This window comes from Kitasatospora sp. NPDC059648, from assembly GCF_042734825.1.
In the GTDB taxonomy this organism is placed as follows: Bacteria; Actinomycetota; Actinomycetes; order Streptomycetales; family Streptomycetaceae; genus Kitasatospora.
This window is the reverse complement of the sequence record NZ_JBHWDU010000086.1, coordinates 1-15,896: the sequence shown is the minus strand read 5'-3', so window position 1 is coordinate 15,896 and position 15,896 is coordinate 1. Positions and strand designations below refer to the sequence as shown.

Sequence of the window (15,896 nt, the reverse complement as noted above, 5' to 3'; positions counted from 1 at the left end):
CGGACGTTAGCCGCAGCCCGACCGGGCGAAACGTGCCTGCTCGGCAGATTCATCCCAACGTGGAGGACCTGCCGCACAGCGCTGACTACAGCGGACGCCGGTAGGCGGCCACCGTCACCGAGGCGGTCACCTCGACCGGTTCCGGCAGCGCCGCGAGGGCGGCCTCCAGCCGGTCGGCGTCGGTGTGCCAGGCGCTCGGGCCCATGCCGACGACGGTTCGGACGTCCTGGGCGCCGAGCCGCAGGGTGAAATCGACCGATCGCTGCTCGACCGGCGTCAGGTACGGGCCGAGCTTCTCGTCGATCCGGCGCTGCTTGTCCTCGTCCACCGACAACAGTCCGAGGGCGTCCACGAGTTCGCGCAGGTGGCCGGCGGTGGGCGAGACCAGCAGCAGGGTGCCGCCGGGGCGCAGCACGCGGCGGATCTCGGGGCCGTTGCGCGGGGCGAAGACGTTGAGCATCAGCTCGGCGGAGGCGTCGCGCAGCGGCAGCGGGCGCCAGGCGTCGCAGACCACCGCACCGATCCGGGGGTGGGCCTTGGCGGCGCGGCGCAGGGCGAACTTGGAGATGTCGAGCGCGGCACCGACCCGGCCGGGCAGGGCGTCCAGGACGTGCGCCAGGTAGTGGCCGGTACCGGCGCCGAGGTCGGCGACCAGGCCGTCCGGGCCGCCCATGCCGCCCGTGCTGTCCGATCCGGCACCGTCCGCCGACGGGGCTGCGTCGACCAGGGCCGTGGCGGCGTCGGCGAGGGCGTCGGCGATCGGCCGGTAGTGCCCGGCGGCGAGGAAGTCGGCTCGGGCGGCGACCATCTCCGCGGTGTCGCCGGTGCCGGTGTGGGCGTCACCGGCGAGGAGGCTGACGTAGCCCTGCTTGGCGAGGTCGAAGCTGTGCCCGGCGGGGCAGCGCAGGCTGCGCTCGTGCCGGGTGAGGGCCTGCGCGCAGTGGGGGCAGGCCAGGTAGGGCTCGATGTCCTGCAGCAACGTTCCGTCTTCTCTCGCCGTTCGGCCCCGGCCGGTCGGGGGCGCCAGCCAGCCTAACCACCCCGGGCCGCCGACGGCCGCCCCCCGCTACCGCCCCCGGCCCCGACCCCGCCGCACCGCCGCACCGGCGACCCGCCCCGACCGACACCGGAGGTCACCCCAGGGGCACCCCGGTCCGCCCCCGCTCCGCCGCCACCCGCAGCGCGAGCCCGGCGAGCGCCTCGGGCGCGCCGGGCCGCCCGCGCACCCCCGGGAAGGCGTTGACGTCCACGATCACCGGCTCGGCGGCCCCGTCCAGCAGGTCGACCCCGTACACCTGCAGTCCGAACACCTCCCCCACCCGCAGCGCGAGCGCGGCCAGGCCCGCGGACGGCTCCCACTCCCCCGTGTCCGCCGAGCCGCCGTCCCCGGAGGAGAGTTCGGAGCGACGCCGGGCCGCGAACACCTGCCCGTCGACCACCCACAGCTTCTGGTCCCAGCCGCTGCCCGGCACGTACGGCTGGATGACGACCTCCTCCTCCGGCCAGCGCCCGGCGAGTTCGCGCAGCCGGGCCGGGCCGTCGACCAGGGCGACCAGGTCGTGGCGCCTGCTGTGCCGGCTCTTCACCACGAACGGGTAGGCCGGGTCCACGAGTTCGGTCAGCCGGCCGGCCGCGACGGTGGTCGCGAACGGTAGCCCGGAGCCGAGGGCGAGCTCCGCCATCCGTACCCGGTCCTGGCAGAGTTCCGTCGCCTCCGCCGAGTTGACGACGATCGCGCCACGCCGCTCCAACTCCCCTGCCAGAGCCAGCGCTTGGGGCGTACGCGCCTTGAGCAGGTAGACGTCGGCCGGCGGCTCCGAGGAGCCTTCCGGCGCGACGACCTCGACCCGGCACCCGCGCCGCACCAGCAGTTCCGCGGCGGCGGCGAGCACCGGATGCCCCGGGTCTCGTGCGATCAGCCCGACCCTCACCGCAGCCCACCGTCCACCAGGCCGAGCCGGCCGTAGTCCTCGCCGCCCGCCGGCACCAGCGCCGGCACGGACACCGCCGTGCCGCTGCGCGCGAGGCGCAGCACCGCCCGGGCGACCCGCGCCACCGCGTCCGGCACCTGCCGGAAGCTCGGGAAGTCGTTGACGTCCACCACCACCGGCCCGTCCGGCCCGAGCAGCACGTCGACCCCGTACAGGTCGAGTCCGAAGACCTCGCCCACCTGCGCCGCGATCCGCGCGACGCTCGCGGGCAGCGGCACCTGCCGCTCGCGCACGCCCTCCCCGGGGTGCAGCGGGGAGGAACGTTCCGTCGCGAAGAGTTCGCCGTCGACGCTGTACACCTTGAGGTCCGTGCCGCTGTTGGGCACGTACGGCTGCGCGATCAGCAGCCCCTCCCCGGCGAGTTCGGGCCCGAGGCCGATCAGGTCGTCCGGCCCGGCCACCAGTCGCACCCCGCGCCCGGAGCTGCCGTCCGCCGGCTTGACCACCAGCGGGTATTCGGCAGCCGGGATCTCGGCGAGCCGTTCCCAGCGGGCGGCGGCGTAGGTGACCGGGACGGGCAGGCCGCGGGTGCGGGCGATCACCGAGGCGAGGGCCTTGTCCCGGACGCCGCGGATCGAGCGGACGTCGTTGACCGTGGTGAGGCCCACGGCGGCGGCCGCCTCCAGCAGGGTGAGCCCGGGACCGCCGGAGACGGTCTTGAGCACCCAGGCGTCGTGGCTGCCGGCCCGGACCGCCTCGGAGATCGCCATCAGCGAGTCACCCGGGCGCAGCACGTCCACCCGGTGCCCCCACGTGGTGAGTTGGCGCGCCACGTCCAGTGGCATGCCGTCCCGCCGGTAGTGCTCCTCCACCAGAAAGCAGAGCCTCATGGGCCTGACTTCCCCCTTGCCTCGCCGAGTGCGGACGTCCGCCGTCCCCCCGCGGCAGAGCTGTGAAGGCCTCAGCATGCCTGGTGTACACGCACAAGATCACCGCGAGCTGGTAAGCGTTCGGCAACAATCGAACGCCCGACGGCCCCGCGCCCGTACAGCCGCCGCACGAAACGGTGGCGCCACACGAAGCGGTGGCGCCGCACGCGCCGCACCGGCCTGTACGGCCGCCGCACAAAACGGTGGCGCCGCACCGGTGCCCCTGCTTGGATGCACGCCGTGACTTCAGCCGATCATGCTCCCGACCCCGCCCTCCTCGACGGCATCGAGCGCTACTACGACGCCGTGCCCCGCAGTGCCGCCACCGCCGAGGACTTCGGCCCGCTGACCCTGTTCGTCCGCAAGGGCAGCACCGGCTGGCACTACTACGCCCGCCCGACGCCCGGCCACGACGGCCCGGCCGCCACCGCCTGGGACGTCCGCCGGGTGCTGGAGCGGCAGCGGGAGCTGGGCCTGCCGGAGGCCTTCGAGTGGGTCTCCGAGCGGAACCCCGAGCTGCGCGCGGCGGTGGAAGCTGCCGGGCTGACGGTGCACGAGCACCCGCTGCTGGTGCTCGGCCCGCAGGACGAGCCGGCCCCGGTCGGCGCCCTCCCGGCAGGGACCGAGGTGCGGGTGCTGGCCGCGGACGCCCCGGAGCTGGCCCACGCGGTCGCCGTCCCGCACGTGGCCTTCGGCCACCCGGGCACCGCCACCGGCGGCGCCGGGGCGGCCGAACTGGCTGCGAGCGCGGCGACGCTGGCGGCCGACGGCGGGGTGGCGCGGATCGCGCAGCGGATCACCGACGGAGTCACCGTGCTGGCTGCCGTGCTGGAGGGCGCCGACGTGCTGTGCGCGGGCCAGCACAACCCGGTGGGCCAGGTCACCGAACTGGTCGGGGTCGGCACGCTCCCCTCCGCCCGGCGGCGCGGGCTGGGCCTGGCGGTCACCGCGGCCCTGGTGGAGCACGCCCGCGCCAACGGCGTGCGGACGGTGTTCCTCTCCGCCTCGGACGAGGACGTCGCCCGGATCTACCGCCGGGCCGGTTTCCGTCCGTTCGCGACGGCCCTCATCGCGGAGCCCGCCTCCCCCGGGACCGAGCAGGACGCCCGGCAGGGCTCCGCGGCCCAGTAGGTCAGGCGGTAGACCCGCCGAAAGCCCCGGAAGGGAACACCGCGACGGAATCCCGTGGCGGAGCACCACAGCGGGACACCGCGGCGGACCGGGGACGGCGCTCAGTCGTCGTCCTCGTCCTCCGCCCCGCTGACGCCCTCCCCCTCCGCCTCGTCGACCACCCAGGCCGCCAGCCGCTCGGCGACCCCGGACACCCCCAGCCGCCCTTCCCGGATGGCCCGGGAGAGGCTGCGCACCTCGCGCGCGGTGGTGGCGACGGTGCAGCCGCTGGCGACGAGGTAGGCGTAGGCGACGGCGGTCGCGAAGAGTTCGTTGGTCTTCTCCAGGGCCGGCACCCGGATCAGCTGGTGCATCAGCGCGGCCGCGCGGTCCTGCGGTTCGGGGTAGACGGAGATGTCGAAGATCTCGGCCTGGTGCCGGGTGACGGCCGCGAGCAGTGAGCCGTAGTCGGTGACCTGCGGGTCACCGGGCGTGTACTGCTCGGCGGTCATGAGCAGCCACGAGAGGTCGACCTCCAGTTTCAACGGCGCACGTCCTGGAGCTCGCCCGAGTCCCCGAACTCGGCGAGGAAGGCCGTCTCGTACTCCTTCATGAACTGCGCGGCGGCATCGATGAAGGCCCGTCCCGACTCACCCATGTCCTGCTGGACCAGGCGCTCGATGTACTGGTTCATGCTGATCCCCTGCTGCTCCGCCCGTTCCCGGGCCATCTCCGCGGTCGTGGCGTCCACTCGTACGTTCAGCTGCTTCTTGCCCATGCCGTTCAAGCTAGCGCCGAAGTGCTAGCACAACAAGGGCGCGCACACCCCGCCCGTACACCTCCCGCACGCCCCCACGCAACCTTGAGGCCGCGAGACCGACGGGTCCCCGCCCCGGGCCGACCGGCGCATCCTCCGGGCATGACCGGACCTACCCTGAACCTGACCCAATCTGACTTGAAGAGTCCTTCCCCATCCGGGACTCTGAACTCCCCTGAGCGTTCCCCGAGCGGCACCGACCGGTTTTTCTGGAGGCCGGCAATGACAGCCATGTTCGACCAGGAGCTGCGCGAGCAGCTCGCCCGGGCCCGGCGGGACCTCGCGGTAGCCCGGGCCGAAGGGGACGCCGACGGCGTCCAGGCGTACGAGGGCCGGATCGCCTCGCTCCTGAGGCTCGCCGCCCAGCACGGCATCGACCTTCCGCACAGCGACGACGAAGAGGAGCGCAACGACTGACCGCGCCAGCGCAACGCGCCCACCAACCGCGCGCCCCGCGCTGCGCCCAGCCGCCGCACGCCGCACGCCGCACGCCGCACGCCGCACGCACCGAGGAGGCGGCCCCCGTACGCCACGGGGTGCCGCCTCCTCGGTGCATCCAGTCCGTCGCCGGACGCGGGGGTCACTCGCCGACGGGCTCCAGGATCGCCACGCACTCGAAGTGGTGCGTCATCGGGAACAGGTCGAAGGCCCGCAGCGAGACCGGCCGGTAGCCGCCCTCGCGGAAGAACTTCAGGTCCCGGGCGAGCGCCGCCGGGTCGCAGGCCACGTACGCGATCCGGCGCGCCTCCAGGCCGACCAGGTGCGCGACGGTCTCGCGGCCGGCGCCCGAACGCGGCGGGTCCAGCACGATCAGGTCGGTGGCGGTGATGCCGGTGCGCGGCAGCAGCGTCTCGACCCGGTCGCACTCGATCCGCACGTTGTCCAGCGCGGCCAGGTTGTGCCGGGCGTCCACCACGGCCTGCTTGGCGGACTCGATGCCGAGCACCGCGCCGTCCTCGCCGACCCGGTCGGCCAGCGCGCCCGCGAACAGGCCGACCCCGCAGTACAGGTCGAGCGCGTTCTCGCCCCACTGCGGGTCCAGGCCGTCCAGCACCGCGTCGACCAGGGTGTCCGGCGCCTCCGGGTGGATCTGCCAGAAGCCGCCGTTGCTGACCCGCCAGGTCCGCCCGGCCGCCCGCTCGCGCACGAAGCTGCGCCCGTGCACCTTGTGCACGTCGCCCTGGTCGTCGATCCGGGCGATCGACACCGGCTTGTCCAGCTCGACCAGCGGCAGCTGGGCACCGTCGCGCGGGGTCAGCACCACCTGGCGGTCCGAGGAGCCGCTCGCGGCGATCGCCTCGACGCTCGCCACCCCCGGCCAGTCCCGGGCCTCGATGCCCAGCTCGGTGACGCCCTCGGCGGCGATCAGGCAGCGGTCGATCGGCTGCACCTCGTGCGAACGGTGCTTGCGCAGCCCGACCTTCCCGGTCCGCGCGTCCACCGCGTACTGCACCCGGGTGCGCCAGGCCGGCACCTGCCCGGCCGGCAGCTTGCCGCCGACCGGCTCGACGCTGCCGTCCCAGCCCGCCTCGGCCGGGGTCAGCCCGGCCAGCTTCGCCAGCTGCTCGGTCAGCACCGCCGCCTTGAGCTTGCGCTGCCCGCCCGGGGTCACGTGCTGCCAGTCGCAGCCACCGCACTTGCCGGGCCCGGCGAACGGGCACGGCGCCTCGATCCGGTCCCTGGCGGGCTCCAGCACCTCCACCGCGTCCGCACGCAGGAACCGCGAGGTGGTGGTGCCCTCGGTCACCAGGGCGACCACCTTCTCGCCGGGCAGCGCGTGCCGCACGAACAGCACCCGCCCCTCGTGCCGGGCCACGCAGTGCCCGCCGCCGTGCGCGACCGGGCCGACCTCGACCTCGTAGCGCTCGCCGGCCAGCGGCTCCCCGGAGGGCGCCTCCGGCCGGTGCGGCCGCGCGGCCGCACCGCGCAGCGCCTTCGGCGGTCGCACCGCCTGCTTGCGCGGCGCCTTCCGCGCGGCGCCCGCAGCGCCCTTCCCGTCCCGAGAGTCCCGGGCATCCCGCGAGTCCCGAGCGTCCCGGGTCTGCTTCTCCCCCCGCACCGGCTTGTCGCCCCGCACCGGCTTCTCCGCCGGAGCCTCCCCCGGCACGACCGGCGCCGTGCGCGCCGTCAGCCCTTCGCGGTCGGTGGCCTCCGGCCGGTTCGGCCGGCCCCAGCGCGGCCGGGCCACCTGCCCGGGCTGGGAGCCGCCCCGACGGGCGCCCTTGCCCTTGCCGGAGGCGCCGGAGGAGCCCGAGGAGCGGGGCGGAGTATTGCGCGTCACTGGGAGGAATCCTTGCTGCGGTCGGTGGCACCGGCGTCGGTCACACCGGTACGGACGGAATCCTTCGACTTTACGGCCTTCGGCGCCCGAGGCTCGCCACGGCGGACGGACCCGGGCGGCGACCAGGCCTTCTGCGGCTTGCGCCGCTCCGAGGACTCCAGCTGCCAGGGCACCGAGGTGACCATCACCCCGGGCTTGAACAGCAGCCGCCCCTTGAGCCGCAGCGCGCTCTGGTTGTGCAGCAGGTGCTCGTACCAGTGGCCGACCACGTACTCCGGGATGTACACCGAGACCACGTCGCGCGGGCTGCTGCGCCGCAGGTTCTTCACGTAGTCCAGCACCGGCCCGGTGATCTCCCGGTACGGCGAGTCCAGCACCTTGAGCGGCACCTCGATGCCGCGCTCGTCCCACTCCCGCCGCAGCGCCGCCGTGTCCTCCGGGTCGACGTTGACGGTCACCGCCTCCAGCGTGTGGGCGCGGGCCAGCCTGGCGTAAGCGAGGGCGCGCAGCGCCGGCTTGTGCAGCTTGGAGACCAGCACGATGGCGTGCACCCGGGTCGGCAGCACGACGTCGTCCGGCTCCTCGGCGGCGGTGAGCTCGTCGGAGACCCGGTCGTAGTGGCGGCGGATGCCCTTCATCATCACGAACAGCACGACCATCGCGGCGATCGCGATCCAGGCGTGGCCGATCTTGGTGACCAGGACGACGATCAGGACCGCCATGGTCATCACCAGGCCGAAGCCGTTGATCGCCCGGCTGCGCTGCATGTGGCGCCGCTTGGCCGGGTCGGTCTCGGTGCGCAGCAGCCTGGTCCAGTGCCGGATCATGCCGGACTGGCTCATGTTGAAGGAGACGAAGACGCCGACGATGTAGAGCTGGATCAGCCGGTTCGGGTCCGCGTTGAAGGAGATGATCAGCAGGATCGCGGCGATCGCCAGCAGGATGATGCCGTTGGAGAAGGCCAGCCGGTCGCCGCGGGTGTGCAGCTGGCGCGGCAGGTAGCGGTCCTGGGCGAGGATCGAGCCGAGCACCGGGAAGCCGTTGAAGGCGGTGTTGGCGGCCAGCACCAGGATCAGGCCGGTGACGGCGGCGACGAAGTAGAAGCCGGGCGTGAAGTTGCTGAACACGGCCTCGCTGATCTGCGCCAGCGCGGTCTTCTGGTGGTAGTCGGTGCCCGCGCCGACGAGCTGCTCGGCCGGGTTCTCGGCCATCTGCACGCCGGTCAGCCGGGCCAGCCAGATGATGCCCATGAACATCACCACGGCGACGGTCGCCATCATCAGCAGCGTGGTGGCCGCGTTCTTGCTCTTGGGCTTGCGGAAGGCGGGCACGCCGTTGGAGATCGCCTCGACACCGGTGAGGGCGGCGCAGCCGGAGGAGAAGGACTTCAGCAGCAGGAACACCATCGCGAACCCGGCCAGCGATCCGTTGCCCGGGGTGGCCTCCAGGTGGAAGCCGGAGCTCTCGGCGGGCATGTCCTGGCCGAGCACGAAGTGCCGCAGGAAGCCGTAGCCGACCATCCCGATCACGCCGATCATGAAGGCGTAGGTGGGCACCGCGAAGGCGCTGCCGGATTCGCGCACGCCGCGCAGGTTCATACCCATCAGCAGCACGACCACGACGACCGACACGATCGTCTCGTGTCCGCGCAGCGCGGGGACGGCGGAGACCACGTTGGCGACGCCCGAGGTGGTGGACACGGCGACGGTCAGCACGTAGTCGACCATCAGGGCCGCGGCGACCACCAGACCGGCGGCCGGACCGTGGTTGACGGTCGCCACCTCGTAGTCGCCGCCCCCGCTGGGGTAGGCGTGCACGTTCTGGCGGTAGGAGGCGACGACGGCGAGCATCACGATCGCCACCACGACGCCGATCTGCCAGGAGAAGTGGATCGCCGAGGCGCCCGCGACGGAGAGAGTGAGCAGGATCTCCTCGGGGGCGTACGCGACCGAGGAGAGCGCGTCCGAGGCGAAGACGGGCAGCGCGATCCGCTTGGGGAGGAGGGTCTCCCCGAGCTTGTCGCTGCGAAGGGCGCGCCCGATCAGGATGCGTTTCGGAAGGTCAGTCGGCATAGGCACGTTAAGGAATCGTAGGCGCTCGCCGGACATTGCTCCGCCGTTTGTCCCCCCCTTCGTCGCGACTGTGTTCGGTGGACCGGCTAGCGTGTCGGATACGAGTCGGCGGGCAACACTGTGGTTGTCGAGCGGTGTCCAGCCGACGCCCCCACGAGAACCCTCGTTCCGGAAAGCCGGGCGGGAAAGGGAGATGAACGGTGTTTGCGCAGGTCAAGAACCCTACGGAACGGGTGAGGTAGCGCCGGTGCACATCGTCATCATGGGCTGCGGCCGCGTGGGCTCGGCCCTCGCGAGAACGCTGGAGAAACAGGGCCACTCGGTCGCCGTGGTCGACCAGGACCCGACCGCGTTCCGTCGGCTGGGTGCCGGGTTCAACGGGCGCCGGGTGACCGGCGTCGGCTTCGACCAGGACACCCTGCGCGAGGCGGGCATCGAGGAGGCCGGCGCCTTCGCCGCCGTCTCCAGCGGTGACAACTCCAACATCATCGCCGCCCGGGTCGCCCGGGAGAACTTCGGCGTGGAGAACGTCGCGGCCCGCATCTACGACCCGCGCCGCGCCGAGGTGTACCAGCGCCTGGGCATCCCGACCGTGGCGACGGTCCGCTGGACGGCCGACCAGATGCTGCGCCGGCTGCTGCCGAGCGGCGCGGAGCCGCTGTGGCAGGACCCGAGCGGCAGTGTGCAGCTGGCCGAGGTCGCGTACCACCCGGACTGGGTGGGCCAGCGGATCAGCCGCCTGGAGGAGGCCTCCGGCGCCCGGGTGTCGTTCGTCACCCGGCTCGGTGAGGGCGTGCTGCCCTCGCCGCAGATGGTGGTGCAGGAAGGCGACCTGGTGCACGTGATGCTGCGCCGGGCCGACCTGACGGCGGTCGAGGCCGCGTTCGCGCAGGGGCCGAAGGAGGAGGGTCACTGATGCGGGTCGCCATTGCCGGGGCCGGTGCCGTGGGCCGCTCGATCGCGGGCGAGCTGCTGGAGAACGGTCACGAGGTCCTGCTGATCGACAAGAACCCGAACGCCATCTCGGTGGAGCGGGTGCCCATGGCGGAGTGGCTGCTGGCCGACGCCTGTGAGATCACCTCGCTGGACGAGGCGGCGCTGCAGCGCTGCCACGTGGTGATCGCCGCGACCGGTGACGACAAGGTCAACCTGGTCGTGTCGCTGCTCGCCAAGACCGAGTACGCGGTGCCGCGGGTGGTCGCCCGGGTGAACAACCCGAAGAACGAGTGGCTCTTCAACGAGTCCTGGGGCGTGGACGTGGCCGTGTCCACCCCGCGCCTGATGTCCGCGCTGGTCGAGGAGGCGGTCAGCGTCGGCGACCTGGTCCGCCTGATGCGCTTCAGCCAGGGCAACGCCAACCTGGTCGAGCTGACCCTGGCCGCCGAGGCGGAGCTGGTCGGCACGCGGGTCGGCGGGGTCACCTGGCCGCCGGACACCGCGCTGGTGAGCATCATCCGCGAGGGCCGGGTGCTGGTGCCGGGCAAGGACGACACCCTGGAGGGCGGCGACGAGCTGCTCTTCGTCGCCGCGCAGGAGCGCGAGGAGGAGCTGGAGCAGCTGCTGTCGGCGACCTCCGGCGCCCGGTAAGGCTGCGGGCCGCGGGCAACGGCCGAGGGCCCGCATCCCCGTCGCGGGGATGCGGGCCCTCGGCCGTACCTTGCTCCACCTGCCGTACCGGCTCACCGGCTCCACGCGCCGTACCGGCTCACCGGCGAACGGCTCGGGAGGGGCTAGTTGCCCGGCTCCTCCTCGTCGTCCACCGGCGCCTTGATCGGCGGCGGCGCCTTCAGCAGGATCTGCCAGGTGACGTACATCGCCAGCAGCAGCGGCGGGATGCCGAGGGCCACCTTCAGCCAGCCGAGCAGGTTGACGTTGTGGGTGAAGTACAGCGGGAAGAGGATCACCGGCTTGAGGCCCATGATCACCACCCAGGCCCACGTCGCCCTGGTGTAGGCGGCGAGGCGGCCGGGGTTCTCCTTGCGCCAGGTGAACATCTCGCCGGTGATCGGGCCGAGCATCACCCCGATCATCGGCCAGCGCGCCAGGGCGGAGACCGCCAGGGCGATGCAGTAGCCGACGTTCCAGAGCAGGCCGGGGAGGTAGAAGTCCTCGGCCTTGCCGCTCTTCATCGCGATCCAGGCGCCGAGGGCCACGCCGAACACGCCGCTGAAGGCGTGCTGGATGGTCTCCCGCCGGGCCAGCCGGGCCACCACGAACAGCGCGCTCAGGCCGAGCGCGGCCCAGGCGGCCGCGCTGACCTGGTGGGTGATGTTGTAGGTGACGATGAAGACCAGGCCGGGCAGCGTCATGTCGATCATGCCGCGCACGCCGCCGAAGGCCTGCAGGACGGTGTCGGCGGCCTCCTTGGAGGCGGCCTTGCGGGCGGCCTCGGCGGCCGCCGGGTCCAGGGGCCGGTCGTCCGCGGCCGGCCCGGTGCCCTCGGTCGTCCGCGCCGGACCGGCCGCGGCCTCCTCGGCGGTGGCGGCCTGCCAGGCGGCCACGTCGGCGGCGTCCAGGTCGATCCGGGCGGCGGCGTCGCCGCCGGGGTGGTTGCTCACGCTCATTCGCTCCCGTGTCCGACCGGACGCAGTTCGTAGCGGGGGTTGAACAGCACGCGGCGCCCGCGTGCGTGGCTGATCCGGCCGCTGGCGACCAGCCGGCGGCCCGGCTCTATGCCGGCGATCGAGCGGCGGCCCAGCCAGACGACCTCCAGCGCCTCGGTGCCGTCGAAGAGCTCGGCCTCCAGGGCCGGCACCCCGGCCCGCGGGCGGAGCGTCACCGTGCGCAGCGTGCCCGCGACGGTGACCAGCTGACGGTCGGAGCAGCCCGCGATCGGCGTGCAGCCCGACTCGGCGGCGCTCTCCTGGCGCAGGTCCTCGGCGTCCAGTTCCTCGGCCGAGGAGGTCAGCCGACTGAGCATGCGGCGGAACCGCCCCTGCGGCTGGCCGCTGCTGTTGTCACCACTCATGTCGGCAGGGTACCGGTTTCCGGGCCCCCGGCGGCAGGCGTCACAGCCGCCGGGAGACGCCCCGGTCAGCTCTCGAAGCGGTAGCCCATGCCCGGTTCGGTGATGAAGTGGCGCGGGTGCGAGGGGTCGCGCTCCAGCTTGCGGCGCAGCTGGGCGAGGTAGACCCGCAGGTAGTTGGTCTCGGTGCGGTACGCCGGCCCCCAGACCTCCTGGAGCAGCTGGGTCTGGCTGACCAGCCGTCCGGCGTTGCGGACCAGCACCTCCAGCAGGTGCCATTCGGTGGGCGTGAGGCGTACGTCGGTGCCCTCCCGGTTGACCTTCTTGGCGGCGAGGTCGACGGTGAAGCTCTCGGTGACGACGAGCGAGTCGTCCTCCCCGGCCACCGGCTCGGCCCGGCGCACGGCGGCCCGCATCCGGGCGAGCAGCTCGTCCATCCCGAAGGGCTTGGTGACGTAGTCGTCGGCGCCGGCGTCCAGGGCCTCGACCTTCTCGTCGGAGGCGTGCCGCGCCGACAGCACGATGATCGGCACCCGGGTCCAGCCGCGCAGGCCGCGGATCACCTCGACGCCGTCCATGTCGGGCAGGCCCAGGTCGAGTACGACGACGTCCGGATGGCGGGCGGCGGCGAGTTCCAGGGCGCTCGCGCCGTCATGGGCCGCGTCGACCTCGTACTTGCGGGCCTTCAGGTTGATCACCAGTGCGCGGACGATCTGCGGTTCGTCGTCCACCACGAGGACCCGGGTCATTTACGGGCTCCGCCTTTCGGGCTGTCGGTTCTCACGGACTGTCTGTCAACTCTTGCCACGACGTGCGCCGCCGGCTGCCACGGGACCGGCCGGGGCCGGGTGACCAGCCGGTCGCACGTGGTCGGCCGGTCTCATGTGATCAGCTGCGGGAGCGGATCGCGGCCGTCGCCGCTCGGCTCGGGCGGTTCGTCCGGCTCGGGCGGCCGCTCGACCGCGGGCAGGCTGACGACCATGGTGAGGCCGCCGCCCGGCGTGTCCTCGGCGGTGACGGTCCCGTCCATCGCCTCGACGAACCCCCGCGCCACCGCGAGCCCGAGGCCCACCCCGGCGCCGCGCGGCGCGTCCCCGTAGCGCTGGAACGGCGCGAAGATCCGCTCCTTGGCCTCCTCGGGTACACCCGGCCCGCGGTCCACGATCCGCAGCTCGACCCGCCCGGGCCGGCCAGGCTGTTCCAGAGCGTCGGCCTTGACCAGCACCCTGACGCCGTCCGGGCTGTACTTGACGGCGTTCTCCACCAGGTTGGCCAGCGAGCGCTCCAGCAGCCCGCCGTCGGCCCGGATCATCGGCAGCGTCTCCGGGACCTCCAGCCGCACGGACTCCGGCGGCACGCCGCCGAGCGCGTAGGGCACGACCTCGTCCAGGTCGGTCTCCTGGATCAGCGGGGTGACGGTGCCGGTCTGCAGCCGGCTCATGTCGAGCAGGTTGTTGATCAGGTGGTCGAGCCGGTCGGCCCCGGCCTCGATCCCGGCCAGCAGCTCGGCCTCGTCCTCCGGGTCCCACTCGACGTCGGCCGAGCGCAGCGAGCTCACCGAGGCCTTGATCCCCGCCAGCGGAGTGCGCAGATCGTGCGAGACGGCGGCCAGCAGGGCGGTCCGGATCCGGTTGCCCTCGGCCTCCCGGCGGGCCACGACGGCCTCCCGGGCGAGCCGGCGGCGTTCTAGCACCACGGCGGCCTGGGCCGCGAACGCCCCCAACAGCCGCCGGTCCGCGCCGGGCAGCACCCGGCCGCGCAGCACCAGGGCCAGGCTCTCGCCGACCGGCACGTCCACATCGGCTTCCTCGGGGCGCTCCGGCGGGTGCGGTCCCGCGGTGGCGACCGGCACCCAGCCGCCGGTCGGCTCGGGCCGCTCCAGCAGGGCCGCACTCTCCTGCCCGAAGGTCTCCCGTACCTGCTCCATCAGCGCGGTCAGCACCCCGTCCCCGTTCGGCGCGCCGCGCAGCACCGTGCCGGCCAGCGCGCTGAGCGTCTGCGCCTCGGTCTGGGCGCGGGCCGCCTGGTGCGTGCGCCGGGCCGCCAGGTCCACCACGGAGGCGACCGAGCAGCCGACGACGGTGAATATCGCCACCGCCATGATGTTCTCCGGCTCGTTGATGGAGAACGTGTGCAGCGGCGGGGTGAAGTAGAAGTTCAGCACCGAGGAGCCGACCAGAGCCGAGCCGATCGACGGCAGCAGCCCGCCGACCAGCGCCGCGAGCACGGTCAGCGACAGGAAGAGCAGCATGTCGGTGGACAGGCCGAGGCCGCCGATCGTGGTCAGCACGATCGCCAGCAGCGGCGGGCCGGCCAGCCCGATCAGCCAGCCCGCGACGGTCCGGGTCCGGCCCAGGTCGGTGATCCGGCGCACCGGTATCTTGCCGCGGCGCCCGTGCCCGGCGTGCTCGTGGGTGACCATGTGGACGTCGATGTCCCCGGCCTTCTGGGTGACGAGGGTGCCCACGCCCGGCCCGTACAGGTACTGCCAGCGGGGCCGGCGGCTGGTGCCCAGCACGATCTGGGTGGCGTTCACTCCCCGCGCGAAGTCCAGCAGGCCGCCGGCCGGGTCGTCGCCCAGGACGTTGTGGAAGGAGCCGCCGAGGCTCTCCACCAGCGCGCGCTGCTCGATCAGCGTCTGCGGCGAGCCGGAGCCCGCGAGGCCGTCGGAGCGGGAGATGTGCACGGCCAGCAGCTCGCCGCCCGAGACCCGGGCCGCGATGCGGGCCGCCCGGCGGATCAGCGTCGCCCCCTCCGGGCCGCCGGTCAGGCCGACCACGATCCGCTCCCGGGCCTGCCAGATGCCCTCGATCCCCTGCTCGGCACGGTACTTCTGCAGGTACTCGTCCACCCGGTCCGCGGTCCACAGCAGCGCCAGTTCGCGCAGCGCGGTGAGGTTGCCCGGACGGAAGTAGTTGGCGAGCGCGGCGTCGATCTTCTCCGGCGTGTACACGTTGCCGTGCGCCAGCCGCCGCCGCAGCGCCTGCGGGGACATGTCCACCAGCTCGATCTGGTCCGCCCGGCGGACCACCTCGTCCGGGACGGTCTCCCGCTGGCGAACCCCGGTGATGCCCTCGACCGCGTCGCCGAGCGATTCCAGGTGCTGGACGTTCACGGTGGAGATGACGTCGATCCCGGCCGCGAGCAGCTCCTCGACGTCCTGCCAGCGCTTCTCGTTGCGGCAGCCGGGCACGTTGGTGTGGGCCAGCTCGTCCACCAGCGCCACCTCGGGGCGGCGGGCCAGGACGGCGTCCAGGTCCATCTCGGAGAACCTCGCGCCCCGGTGCACCACCTGCTGCCGAAGCACGACCTCCAGCCCGGCGACCAGGTCGGCGGTCCGTCGCCGGCCGTGGTCCTCCACGAACGCCACCACGACGTCCGTGCCACGCTCCTGCCGCCGGTGCGCCTCGGCGAGCATGGCGTACGTCTTGCCGACCCCGGGGGCCGCCCCGAGGTAGATGCGCAGCCTGCCTCGTCCCATGAGCACCATTCTTGATCCGGCCCTGCCCGGGAGCCACCCCCGGACATCTGTTCCCCCCGCCTTCGAGACTACGGCGTGACCAGCGATATTCCGCTGATCAGTGCGGTGATCACGTGGTTTTAGCGGCATATTGACGGAGGACCAGCCACTCGGCGGGGGTCACCCGGAGCGACCGGGCGACTTCCGTCCGAATTGGGCGGAAATCGACGGCAAACGCGAAGAACCCCCATCCGGGATCCGGATGGGGGTTCTTCTGAATGATTGTTCGGCGGCGTCCTACTCTCCCACAGGGTCCCCCCTGCAGTACCAT

15 protein-coding genes are annotated in these 15,896 nt (G+C 73.1%); 4 read left to right on the top strand and 11 right to left on the bottom strand.

The genetic code is table 11. From position 1 onward, the window contains the following. Nucleotides 1-85: 85 nt before the first annotated feature. The 3 genes from ACFV1W_RS33315 to ACFV1W_RS33305 form a co-directional block, all read right to left on the bottom strand. Nucleotides 86-979, bottom strand: a complete 894-nt coding sequence (locus ACFV1W_RS33315; protein WP_380420989.1) for a putative RNA methyltransferase — start codon at nucleotides 977-979, stop codon at nucleotides 86-88. 154 nt (nucleotides 980-1,133) lie between these two features. Next, on the bottom strand, nucleotides 1,134-1,931 hold the full coding sequence (locus ACFV1W_RS33310; RefSeq protein ID WP_380420988.1) for a RimK family alpha-L-glutamate ligase: 798 nt from the start codon (nucleotides 1,929-1,931) through the stop codon (nucleotides 1,134-1,136). Then, nucleotides 1,928-2,821: a RimK family alpha-L-glutamate ligase gene (locus tag ACFV1W_RS33305; RefSeq protein ID WP_380420987.1), complete on the bottom strand. Its 894-nt coding sequence runs from the start codon at nucleotides 2,819-2,821 to the stop codon at nucleotides 1,928-1,930. The genes ACFV1W_RS33310 and ACFV1W_RS33305 overlap by 4 nt, the downstream gene beginning before the upstream one ends. Nucleotides 2,822-3,100: 279 nt before the next feature. Here ACFV1W_RS33305 and ACFV1W_RS33300 point away from each other — a divergent pair, with 279 nt between their 5' ends. Continuing rightward, nucleotides 3,101-3,991 carry a GNAT family N-acetyltransferase gene (locus ACFV1W_RS33300; protein WP_380420986.1) on the top strand — a complete coding sequence of 297 codons (891 nt, stop codon included), beginning with the start codon at nucleotides 3,101-3,103 and terminating at the stop codon, nucleotides 3,989-3,991. 101 nt (nucleotides 3,992-4,092) lie between these two features. Here the strand turns inward: ACFV1W_RS33300 and ACFV1W_RS33295 are convergent, their stop codons facing one another. Together ACFV1W_RS33295 and ACFV1W_RS33290 are read right to left on the bottom strand one after the other, a co-directional pair. Then, on the bottom strand, nucleotides 4,093-4,515 hold the full coding sequence (locus tag ACFV1W_RS33295) for a fic family toxin-antitoxin system, toxin component (RefSeq protein WP_270146938.1): 423 nt from the start codon (nucleotides 4,513-4,515) through the stop codon (nucleotides 4,093-4,095). Then, nucleotides 4,512-4,748 (bottom strand): toxin-antitoxin system HicB family antitoxin, encoded by a 237-nt coding sequence (locus ACFV1W_RS33290; RefSeq protein ID WP_030291064.1) that lies wholly within the window; start codon nucleotides 4,746-4,748, stop codon nucleotides 4,512-4,514. The genes ACFV1W_RS33295 and ACFV1W_RS33290 overlap by 4 nt, the downstream gene beginning before the upstream one ends. 261 nt (nucleotides 4,749-5,009) lie before the next feature. On the opposite strand from ACFV1W_RS33290, the gene ACFV1W_RS33285 reads away from it, so the two are divergent. Beyond that, entirely contained in the window at nucleotides 5,010-5,204 is a 195-nt protein-coding gene (locus ACFV1W_RS33285; protein ID WP_380420985.1) for a hypothetical protein, read from the top strand. Between the two features lie 163 nt (nucleotides 5,205-5,367). On the opposite strand, the gene ACFV1W_RS33280 is transcribed toward ACFV1W_RS33285, so the two are convergent. Continuing rightward, complete coding sequence (locus ACFV1W_RS33280) at nucleotides 5,368-6,717, bottom strand: class I SAM-dependent RNA methyltransferase (RefSeq protein WP_380421006.1); 1,350 nt, start codon at nucleotides 6,715-6,717, stop codon at nucleotides 5,368-5,370. Between the two features lie 347 nt (nucleotides 6,718-7,064). Then, nucleotides 7,065-9,140 carry an APC family permease gene (locus ACFV1W_RS33275; RefSeq protein WP_380420984.1) on the bottom strand — a complete coding sequence of 692 codons (2,076 nt, stop codon included), beginning with the start codon at nucleotides 9,138-9,140 and terminating at the stop codon, nucleotides 7,065-7,067. Nucleotides 9,141-9,387: 247 nt separating this feature from the next. On the opposite strand from ACFV1W_RS33275, the gene ACFV1W_RS33270 reads away from it, so the two are divergent. Further along, entirely contained in the window at nucleotides 9,388-10,056 is a 669-nt protein-coding gene (locus ACFV1W_RS33270; protein WP_360430624.1) for a TrkA family potassium uptake protein, read from the top strand. Then, complete coding sequence (locus tag ACFV1W_RS33265; protein WP_380420983.1) at nucleotides 10,056-10,727, top strand: potassium channel family protein; 672 nt, start codon at nucleotides 10,056-10,058, stop codon at nucleotides 10,725-10,727. Before ACFV1W_RS33270 ends, ACFV1W_RS33265 begins: the two co-directional genes overlap by 1 nt. A gap of 143 nt (nucleotides 10,728-10,870) precedes the next feature. Here ACFV1W_RS33265 and ACFV1W_RS33260 read toward each other — a convergent pair whose 3' ends face one another. The 4 genes from ACFV1W_RS33260 to ACFV1W_RS33245 form a co-directional block, all read right to left on the bottom strand. After that, the gene (locus ACFV1W_RS33260) at nucleotides 10,871-11,698 is read right to left on the bottom strand and encodes a DUF3159 domain-containing protein (protein WP_380420982.1); all 828 of its coding nucleotides are present in this window, start codon (nucleotides 11,696-11,698) and stop codon (nucleotides 10,871-10,873) included. Between the two features lie 2 nt (nucleotides 11,699-11,700). Then, nucleotides 11,701-12,108 carry an OB-fold nucleic acid binding domain-containing protein gene (locus ACFV1W_RS33255; RefSeq protein ID WP_030291048.1) on the bottom strand — a complete coding sequence of 136 codons (408 nt, stop codon included), beginning with the start codon at nucleotides 12,106-12,108 and terminating at the stop codon, nucleotides 11,701-11,703. Between the two features lie 65 nt (nucleotides 12,109-12,173). Beyond that, nucleotides 12,174-12,854, bottom strand: a complete 681-nt coding sequence (locus ACFV1W_RS33250) for a response regulator (RefSeq protein WP_380420981.1) — start codon at nucleotides 12,852-12,854, stop codon at nucleotides 12,174-12,176. A 131-nt stretch (nucleotides 12,855-12,985) separates the two neighbouring features. Next, a complete protein-coding gene (locus ACFV1W_RS33245; protein WP_380420980.1) occupies nucleotides 12,986-15,586 on the bottom strand; it encodes an ATP-binding protein in 2,601 nt (866 codons plus the stop codon). Nucleotides 15,587-15,896 lie beyond the last annotated feature (310 nt).

What these genes read in the sequence shown, in the direction of transcription:
- ACFV1W_RS33305 (WP_380420987.1), bottom strand. Translation starts at nt 2,821, where the DNA reads ATGAGGCTCTGCTTTCTGGTGGAGGAGCACTACCGGCGGGACGGCATG.
- ACFV1W_RS33290 (WP_030291064.1), bottom strand. Translation starts at nt 4,748, where the DNA reads ATGGGCAAGAAGCAGCTGAACGTACGAGTGGACGCCACGACCGCGGAG.
- ACFV1W_RS33285 (WP_380420985.1), top strand. Translation starts at nt 5,010, where the DNA reads ATGACAGCCATGTTCGACCAGGAGCTGCGCGAGCAGCTCGCCCGGGCC.
- ACFV1W_RS33275 (WP_380420984.1), bottom strand. Translation starts at nt 9,140, where the DNA reads ATGCCGACTGACCTTCCGAAACGCATCCTGATCGGGCGCGCCCTTCGC.
- ACFV1W_RS33265 (WP_380420983.1), top strand. Translation starts at nt 10,056, where the DNA reads ATGCGGGTCGCCATTGCCGGGGCCGGTGCCGTGGGCCGCTCGATCGCG.
- ACFV1W_RS33255 (WP_030291048.1), bottom strand. Translation starts at nt 12,108, where the DNA reads ATGAGTGGTGACAACAGCAGCGGCCAGCCGCAGGGGCGGTTCCGCCGC.
- ACFV1W_RS33250 (WP_380420981.1), bottom strand. Translation starts at nt 12,854, where the DNA reads ATGACCCGGGTCCTCGTGGTGGACGACGAACCGCAGATCGTCCGCGCA.
- ACFV1W_RS33245 (WP_380420980.1), bottom strand. Translation starts at nt 15,586, where the DNA reads ATGGGACGAGGCAGGCTGCGCATCTACCTCGGGGCGGCCCCCGGGGTC.